This window comes from uncultured Deefgea sp., assembly GCF_947072475.1.
Classification (GTDB): Bacteria; Pseudomonadota; Gammaproteobacteria; order Burkholderiales; family Chitinibacteraceae; genus Deefgea.
Map to the genome: position 1 here is coordinate 69,171 of NZ_CAMTIA010000012.1, position 8,339 is coordinate 77,509.

Genomic DNA, 8,339 nt, shown 5'->3' on the forward strand with positions numbered 1-8,339 from the left:
AATATCGTATGGTATAGCCACCAAGATTATTTGCACTAAGGAGGCTATCGATATACCCATGAATCAATTCATTGCGCACTCACTGCCATTTTTACTTGATCGCTCGACCTTGCGCGATGCGCTGTTTACACTTTTTTTACTGATCGGCATCATTTCTATTCGAGCCGCAATTCGTTCGTCCATTTTGCATCGCAGCGACCTTTCCGTCGAAATTAAACGTCGTTGGTTAGTGACCTTACGCAATATCGCACTGGGGTTTTTTGTTCTCGGCATTATTTTAATCTGGGGCAATGAGATTCAAGCCTTTGCCGTATCCTTAATTGCCGTTGCTGCCGCATTGGTACTGGCCACTAAAGAAGTCATTTTGTGCATGCTCGGTTCAATTTACCGCACCAGCAGCCATGTGTATGAAGTAGGTGATCGCATTGAAATTGCTGGCATTAAAGGGCAAGTACTCGACATTAATTTAATTTCTACCACGCTGGTCGAATCGAGTCGCGCCGAACACCACAAAGGCACGGTTGGGCGCGGCATTAAAATCCCTAATTCAATGCTATTTGGCAACCCAGTTTACAATGAAACCATGATGGGTAATTTTGCGATACAAACGATTCATATCAATGTCGCGCGAAATGCCGACTGGGAGCTAGCTGAGACCGTGCTTTTAAACTGCGGCCGCGAAATCATTTCAGAGTATATGGACCAATTGGCACAACATACCAAAGAGATTTCAAGCGACTATGTGATGGACACGCCACTGCAAGAGCCGCGTGTTCGCCTGATTCTCGATGAGATCGAATTCATCGGACTACAGCTGCAACTGCCTGCGCCATTGGGCTTACGCTCACAAATTGAACAGCGGGTGTTGCGCGACTTCCTACGAAAAGTACCCATTCACCCGGCTGCCTAACAGCTATTGTGTGACTATTCAAACAATCAAAACAAATATGTTGCATAATTGGCAACAAGTCGGCATAATTCGCCTCCTTCATCCGTGCCTCTATTTTTAGCGCACGATACTCGTTAGCCCCGTCATCGCCTCTAACCTTATTCCCGCGTGCTTTTGATAAAGCGGTTGTTCCTGGTTGGCGTCGATGCTGCGCTGGATTTTCCAGCCCGATACCTTACAAGGACAACTCAATGCCGCACAATACTGCGCCTGAAACAACTACGCCTAATGCTTTTGTAGAACTAGGCCTTGCCTCACAACTGACTGACATCTTAGCCGCACAAGGCTTCAATACCCCTACTCCGATTCAAGCAGCGTCTATTCCAGAATTATTGGCTGGCAATGACGTGATGGCTTCAGCGCAAACTGGTACTGGTAAAACAGCGGCCTTCTTATTGCCTGCGCTACACCGCCTGACTAAAGAAGCAAAACACACTGCCCGTGGCCCACGTATCCTCGTTTTGACACCGACTCGCGAACTCGCTGAGCAAGTATCAAAAGTAGCGACTGATTTGTGCCGCAACATTCCACGCTGCAAAGTCGTGACTGTTGTAGGTGGCGTACCTTACCCAGTACAAAATAAATTATTGTCGCAACCTTACGAAGTATTGGTGGCAACACCAGGTCGCTTGACTGATTTGATGCGCAGTGGCCGCATCGACTTCAAACGCTTAGAAATGCTCGTACTGGACGAAGCCGATCGTATGCTCGACATGGGCTTCATTGACGAAGTTGAAGCGATTGTTGATGCCTTGCCAAAAGAGCGTCAAACCGCCCTGTTCTCTGCCACCTTGACTGAATCAGTTCAACGTTTCGCCGTGCCAATGCTCAAAGCACCGAAATTAGTTGAAATGGCGGCTCAAGCCAGCATGCAAGCGCAAATCGAACAATCGGTACATTACGCCGATGGTTACGAGCACAAACAAAAACTAACTGCGGCCTTGCTTAAGAAAAACGACGGCCAACAAGCCATCGTCTTCACCGCAACCAAAATTAGCGCTGATGAATTATCAGAATGGCTAAAACTGGAAGGCTTCCGCGCCGCAGCAATGCACGGCGATTTGGCACAGCGCGATCGTCGTCGCACTTTAGATCGTTTACGCAAAGGCGACATCGATGTATTGGTTGCCACTGACGTTGCCGCACGCGGTATTGACGTTGCCGGTATTACCTTAGTATTGAACTTTGACTTGCCACGCTTCTGCGAAGATTACATTCACCGTATTGGTCGTACTGGCCGCGCTGGTCGTACCGGTGAAGCCGTGTCATTGGTAACCAAAAATGACTTCACTTTATTGACACGCATTCGTCGCCAATACAATCTTGACTTTAACGTTCAAGTCATCGAAGGTTTGGAAGCCCGCTTCCAACCTGGTCGCGCAGGCACGGGCGGCGGTCATGATCGTGGTCGTCCTAGCAGTGGCGGCCGTGGTCGTCCTGCTGGCGGCGGCGCTGGTCGCAGCGGTGGTTACGCTGGCAACCGTGATGGCGGCGGCTACCAAGGCAATCGTGATCGTGACGCAGGTCGTAGCGAAGGTTACAACGGCGGCCGTAGTGAAGGCACTCACCCACGTGGCGAAGCAGGTTACCAAGGTCATCATCGCCCAAGCGAGTCAGCCCCCCGTGATGGCGGCTACCAAGGCCAACCACGTGAACAACGTTCATTCGGTACCGGCCAAAGCCGCGACCGTGATGGCGCACCGCGTACCGGTGGCTACCAAGGCAACCGCGATGGCGCAGCGCCTCGCTCAGGCGGCGGCTACCAAGGTAACCGCGAAGGTGCAGCACCACGCACTGGTGGCTATCAAGGCAACCGTGATGGCGCAGCAGCACCTCGCTCAGGTGGCGGTTACCAAGGCAACCGCGAAGGCGGCAGCAACACGGGTGGCGGTTATGCCGGCCGTGGTGGTGATGGCCAACGCCGCACTAGCACCGGTGGCGACTACCAAGGTAAGCCGAGCGGCAATCGTGGCGGCGGTCGCTTCGAATAAAGTTTTAGCTTAAAATGTTTTAACTTAAAATAAAAAGGCAGCCTAGGCTGCCTTTTTATTTAGGTATACCACCAAAGGTGTTTAGCACTAGTGCATACAAGGCAATACCCCATGATTAGCCGACAAATTCGACTTATGCATTCTGATGACTTTAGCGCCATCCTCACACTGCAAGCAGACTGCTATCCGCAAGCACTCATTGAAACCGCCAATACACTACAACAAAAGCAACAACTTTCCCCCTATTCATCCTGGGTCATTACCCTTAACGAGCAAGTCAGTGGTTATTTGTTTTGTCATCCCTGGTTCGGGGAAAAACCGCCGGCGCTTAACGCGCAACTGAGCCATTTACCCGAAATGGCCGATCGATTTTATATTCATGATCTCGCCATTTCCCCCAACGCCCGAGGCAACAACCTCGCCGAGCAGCTCATACAACACGCCATGGCATGGGCAATGCATGCCAATTTTTCGCAAGTTATGCTCGTTGCGGTAATGGGTGCGGATCGTTTTTGGCAAAAACATCACTTCCAGCCACTTTCCACACCGCTACCAGCCGCTTATGGCGAGAACGCTGTCTGCATGCTACGTCAACTACAAGCACCGCTCTGACCACACCCAACGCAACCAAACCCGCCATTGCCGCAACGACTCGACTGGGGCGCTGTCTGGCCACAAAACCAAATTGATTTTATGCTTGAATTCATCTTCAAAATGCAAAACAATCAACAGCGGCGTCACCACACTACTGGGTAATAAGTGCGCAGACAGTTCGCCACCCTGCGCATCAAACAACTGAAAGTCGCCCGCTGAACACGCTCGAACAAGCACAATCGTTTCGATATGCGCCCAGTAAAAAACAAAACCACCCAATAAAAACACCGCCAAAAGCAGAGCCCAGTCCGCCTGAAGCACCAAGCAAGCGGCAATTGCCAACAAAAAAATCAGCAATAAAAAACCCCGCCGCCAAAATGACGCGGGGTTAATTTGCAAATCAATCGGTAACATCAATCGCCCAGTTGAATACTGCCATTCACATTCACCTGCACATGGCTTTCGCCACTTTCGATTGGTGCTGGCGCAGCCGCCATTGCCGCATCCATCACCGGCGCACTACGCATCATCATGACACGAGGCTCAGGCCGATAGCCGGTATTAATATTCATATTGACCAGTTTCCAATCCTTGGCCGACATACTGCGCTGAATCAATGCCGCTCGGCGTTTAAATGCCGCGATACCTTCTTCGATCAGCGACTCCTCGGCCTTGCTTTTGCTAGCATCCGATACGCTATAACGCACCCCAGCCAATTGCAATCCAGACGAGGCTTGCAAATCACCAATCAATTGCGATAAAGCCGAAAAATCTTTCGAGGTTAATTGCAACTCACCCCGACTGCGCCAACCTTCTTGCTGATTACTTTTATTGCCATAAACCGGGTAAGTTGCATACGTGGTTCCCGCCGACTGCACTGCAGGATATTGTTTTAATGCCTTGAGCGCACCCGACAAAGCCAGATTCACTTTTTCCGCCAGTCGCGCCGGATTGGCATCACTGAGTTCAACAAATAAAGTGGCCGTCGCCAGATCATTACTCACTTCACGACTGGCCACCGCCTCAAAATTAACCAGATTCCGCTGCGGCACCTCTGCAGCCCAAACTGAACCGGCCAACAAAGCACACATCAAACCCAATTTATGCATCATGAAACCTCATATAAAAGTCATTGCAATTAATGATAGCTATGATCTGCCGGTGTATTATGAATTTCTTCCGCAACGGCATCCATTACACCCAGATGAATTTCTACGTCAAACCACTCCCAAAACAATTTTAAATTTCGTTTTTCTGGCCACAAAGCTTCGTCAATGACCCACGACGCCAATTCCATCGCAAAGATTTTATCGGCAATTTCGTCAATATACGCAATAGCATCTTCTGGCTCGGCAGCTTCTGGCACCATCAACACAGTACAATCGGTTCTAATTTCATCCAGCGTTAATACAACGTCATTATCTGGCAATTGATTTAACCAATTCAAAAATGCCAGCTTAGGGCGAATAATCGCAGCAGAACGGTCCACAATAAACATACATTACTCCAAAATAAGTCAGTTTTAATCCCAATTTCAATAATGACAAGCCAAATTAGACCTATTGGCTTTAGACTAGCTCAGTTCTTATGTCATTATTTATTTTTGGTAATCATTTAATTCATGTCGCAAAATACAATCAATTTATCCAATTCTAAACGCAAATTCGTTCGTTGGCGTGCTGCAATTATACCTAAGCATCACACACAAGCCTTCGAAGGAAAAATCACCGAAGCCAATGCCGATATATTAACTTTAATTTCAGCAACCGAATTCAAAGCCGGCTGTGAAGCACGTTTAATGCTTGAAGTTCACGAATACCTTGGAATGGAAAGCACCAAAAACACCCTTGATTTAACAGGGAAATTTATTAATAGCGCCCTAATTGGTCATATCAGTGTTTTTCGCCACCAATTTCAATTGCAGGCATTAAGTCACCAGCAGCAGCTACTACTCAACAAACTGACCAGTAGCTAAAACACGCGCTCTGTTGCGTCAACATTCAATAGTGGCAAGGCACTGCCGGTAAAACCAAGCCAAAACAAAACAAAACGGCCAACAAAATAGCCAGCCCCTAAAGGACTGGCTATTTGAATTAGCGACGACGCCGACGTGCCGCCGGTTTAGTCGTTGCAGCTGGCGCTGCCGCCGGTTTAGCTTGGCTTTCTGGCTTAGCCACAGCAGGCGACCTAAGCGCCGAACGTGTACCACTTCGCGCCGGCGTTTTTTCCCCGCCACGCGCTCGGTTCGATCTTGGCGCACCTGGTTTTGATTGACGCTCTCGCTCTGCTGCATCCAGCACCAGCACAAAATCAATCTTGCTGGTTTCTAAATCAACCCGCGCCACACGCACCTTAACGCGATCAGTTAAGCGATACACCTTGCCACTATGCTCGCCCTTTAACTCACGGCGTTTTTCATCATAATGAAAGTAATCTGTACCGAGCTCAGAAACATGCACCAAGCCCTCGACATACACCTTGTCGAGCAAAACAAACATCCCAAAACCGGTGACGGCCGATACTGAGCCCTCAAACTCCTCACCCACTTTATCTTGCATAAAGTAGCATTTGAGCCAATTTTGTACGTCACGGCTGGCCTCATCAGCACGGCGCTCAGTCATCGAGCACTGCACCCCTAAAGCTTCCCATTTCATTGCTGGCTTATACTTCTTGCCAGCCAATATCGCCTTAATCGAGCGATGCACCAACAAATCCGGATAACGGCGAATTGGCGAAGTGAAATGCGCGTAAGCCTCATAACTCAAACCAAAATGCCCTTCGTTATCTGGGCTATACACCGCCTGCGACAAACTACGCAGTAGCATCGTTTGCAATAAGGGCGCGTCCAAACGATCTTTGAATGAATTGAGTAATTTAGCGTAGTCGCTGGCGGTTGGATCTTCATCCCCGCCCAAACTCAAGCCCACGGTTTTCAAATATTCACGCAGATTTTTCAGCTTCTCTGGCGTTGGACCTTCATGCACGCGGTATAAAGCGGGATGCTCTTTTTTCAGCAAAATATCGGCAGCGCAGACATTGGCCGCCAACATGCATTCTTCGATCAATTTATGTGCATCATTACGCACCACCGGCACGATTTCGCTGATCTTGCCTTTGTCATCAAACCGCATTTCAGTTTCAGTCGTTTCAAAGTCAATCGCGCCGCGCTCGGCACGGGCTTTGGCAAACGCTTGAAACAGCGCGTATATACCCTGCAAATGCGGCACTTGCTGGGTATATTGCTGCGCGACTTCACCAGCAGGGTTTTGCAAGATATCCCATACCTTGGTATAGGTAAATCGCGCCTTAGAGAGCATCACCGCCGGATAAAATTGATAGCCTTTAATCGCCCCCTTGGCGCTCACTTTCATGTCGCACACCATACATAGGCGTTCAACATCTGGATTGAGCGAGCAAAGGCCGTTGGAGATTTGCTCAGGCAACATCGGAATCACGCGGCGCGGAAAATAAATCGAATTGCCGCGCTCAATCGCCGTTAAATCCAAAGCATCATCCGGACGAACGTAATGACTCACATCGGCAATGGCCACCACCAAACGCCAGCCCTTGCCGCTTTTTTCGGCATACACGGCGTCGTCAAAGTCTTTGGCCGTTTCACCGTCGATGGTCACCAACGGCATATCACGTAAATCAACCCGCTCCACACCGTTTTCTGGCTTCCAATCTAATTTGCGTACTTTTTTGGGCATTTTGCGCGCTAACGCTTCGGCTTCAAGCGAGAACACATGCGGCAAATTATGCTTACGCAGGGCAATTTCAATTTCCATACCCGGATCATCATAATTACCAAGCACTTCGGTCACGCGCGCCACAGGCTGGGTATAACGCGATGGCTGAGTCAACATCTCAATCATCACCACCTGCCCCACTTGCGCAGCACCACAGCCGGATGGCTCGATTTGGATATCACGACTAATTCGCTTGTCTTCAGCCGTTACAAAAAACACGCCACGCTCGCAATGCAAGCGGCCAACCAAACGCAAATTAACATGCTCAAGCACTTCAGCAATCGCCCCTTCTGGACGACCACGGCGATCAACGCCAATTTTGCGCGCCAGCACGCGATCGCCATGCAGCACTTTGTCCATTTCTTTAGGGCCAAGAAATAAATCATCGCTACCGTCATCCGGAATCAAAAAGCCAAAACCATCCGGATGGCCTTGTACTTTACCGGGAATTAAATCCACTTTTTCTGGCAGACATAAAGCGCCAGCACGATTTATCAGTAACTGGCCTTCGCGGCCCATTGCCTGCAGACGTCGCTCAAATGCGACCTCTTCAACCAATAAAATATCTAATTGCTTTGCCAAATCAAACGCCGACATCGGCGCACCATGCTGCTCTAACACTTGCAAAATAAATTCGCGAGAAGGCAAAGGATTTTCATAGCGCTCGCGTTCACGGGCTAAATAAGGATCTTGTGCTCGCAAACCTTTTAGCTTTTTGGCTCGAGCAGGTTTCTTCGTTGGGGATTTCTCATTTTGATCATTTTGAAATTTATCCATCGGAACCGTTTTTTTCATAGTTTTTTATTGACACCATTTCTAGGTTTGAATATTATTGCGCCCTTCTGTAAGTGGCGCCGCGTTATTGTAGCGCAGTTGAAGAGCCCAGGTGGCGGAATTGGTAGACGCACTAGGTTCAGGTCCTAGCGCCCGCAAGGGTGTGGAAGTTCGAGTCTTCTCTTGGGCACCAACTTTTCAACTTATTTACACACTGTATCAGATATGCCCAGGTGGCGGAATTGGTAGACGCACTAGGTTCAGGTCCTAGCGCCCGCAAGG

8 protein-coding genes and 1 tRNA gene are annotated in these 8,339 nt (G+C 49.2%); 5 read left to right on the forward strand and 4 right to left on the reverse strand.

The features are described 5' to 3' along the window. Positions 1-58: 58 nt before the first annotated feature. The 3 genes from Q0V82_RS06370 to Q0V82_RS06380 all read left to right on the forward strand — a co-directional run bounded on the left by Q0V82_RS06370 (position 59) and on the right by Q0V82_RS06380 (position 3,552). Positions 59-910, forward strand: coding sequence for a mechanosensitive ion channel family protein (locus Q0V82_RS06370; protein WP_297573779.1), 852 nt, complete (start codon positions 59-61; stop codon positions 908-910). A 230-nt stretch (positions 911-1,140) separates the two neighbouring features. Then, a complete protein-coding gene (locus Q0V82_RS06375) occupies positions 1,141-2,940 on the forward strand; it encodes a DEAD/DEAH box helicase (protein ID WP_297573782.1) in 1,800 nt (599 codons plus the stop codon). A gap of 111 nt (positions 2,941-3,051) precedes the next feature. Then, entirely contained in the window at positions 3,052-3,552 is a 501-nt protein-coding gene (locus Q0V82_RS06380) for a GNAT family N-acetyltransferase (protein ID WP_297573785.1), read from the forward strand. On the opposite strand, the gene Q0V82_RS06385 is transcribed toward Q0V82_RS06380, so the two are convergent. From Q0V82_RS06385 to Q0V82_RS06395, 3 genes are read right to left on the reverse strand one after another with little or no spacing between them, the layout of a single operon-like run. Further along, entirely contained in the window at positions 3,535-3,948 is a 414-nt protein-coding gene (locus tag Q0V82_RS06385; RefSeq protein ID WP_297573788.1) for a protein YgfX, read from the reverse strand. The genes Q0V82_RS06380 and Q0V82_RS06385 overlap by 18 nt on opposite strands. Continuing rightward, entirely contained in the window at positions 3,948-4,646 is a 699-nt protein-coding gene (locus Q0V82_RS06390; RefSeq protein WP_297573791.1) for an SIMPL domain-containing protein, read from the reverse strand. Before Q0V82_RS06390 ends, Q0V82_RS06385 begins: the two co-directional genes overlap by 1 nt. A 26-nt stretch (positions 4,647-4,672) precedes the next feature. Beyond that, entirely contained in the window at positions 4,673-5,032 is a 360-nt protein-coding gene (locus Q0V82_RS06395) for a hypothetical protein (RefSeq protein WP_226763012.1), read from the reverse strand. Between the two features lie 123 nt (positions 5,033-5,155). On the opposite strand from Q0V82_RS06395, the gene Q0V82_RS06400 reads away from it, so the two are divergent. Beyond that, the gene (locus tag Q0V82_RS06400) at positions 5,156-5,509 is read left to right on the forward strand and encodes a hypothetical protein (RefSeq protein ID WP_297573796.1); all 354 of its coding nucleotides are present in this window, start codon (positions 5,156-5,158) and stop codon (positions 5,507-5,509) included. A gap of 118 nt (positions 5,510-5,627) precedes the next feature. Here Q0V82_RS06400 and rnr read toward each other — a convergent pair whose 3' ends face one another. Next, on the reverse strand, positions 5,628-8,078 hold the full coding sequence (rnr, locus tag Q0V82_RS06405) for a ribonuclease R (protein ID WP_297573798.1): 2,451 nt from the start codon (positions 8,076-8,078) through the stop codon (positions 5,628-5,630). Positions 8,079-8,163: 85 nt separating this feature from the next. Here rnr and Q0V82_RS06410 point away from each other — a divergent pair. After that, positions 8,164-8,250, forward strand: a tRNA-Leu gene (locus Q0V82_RS06410). Positions 8,251-8,339 lie beyond the last annotated feature (89 nt).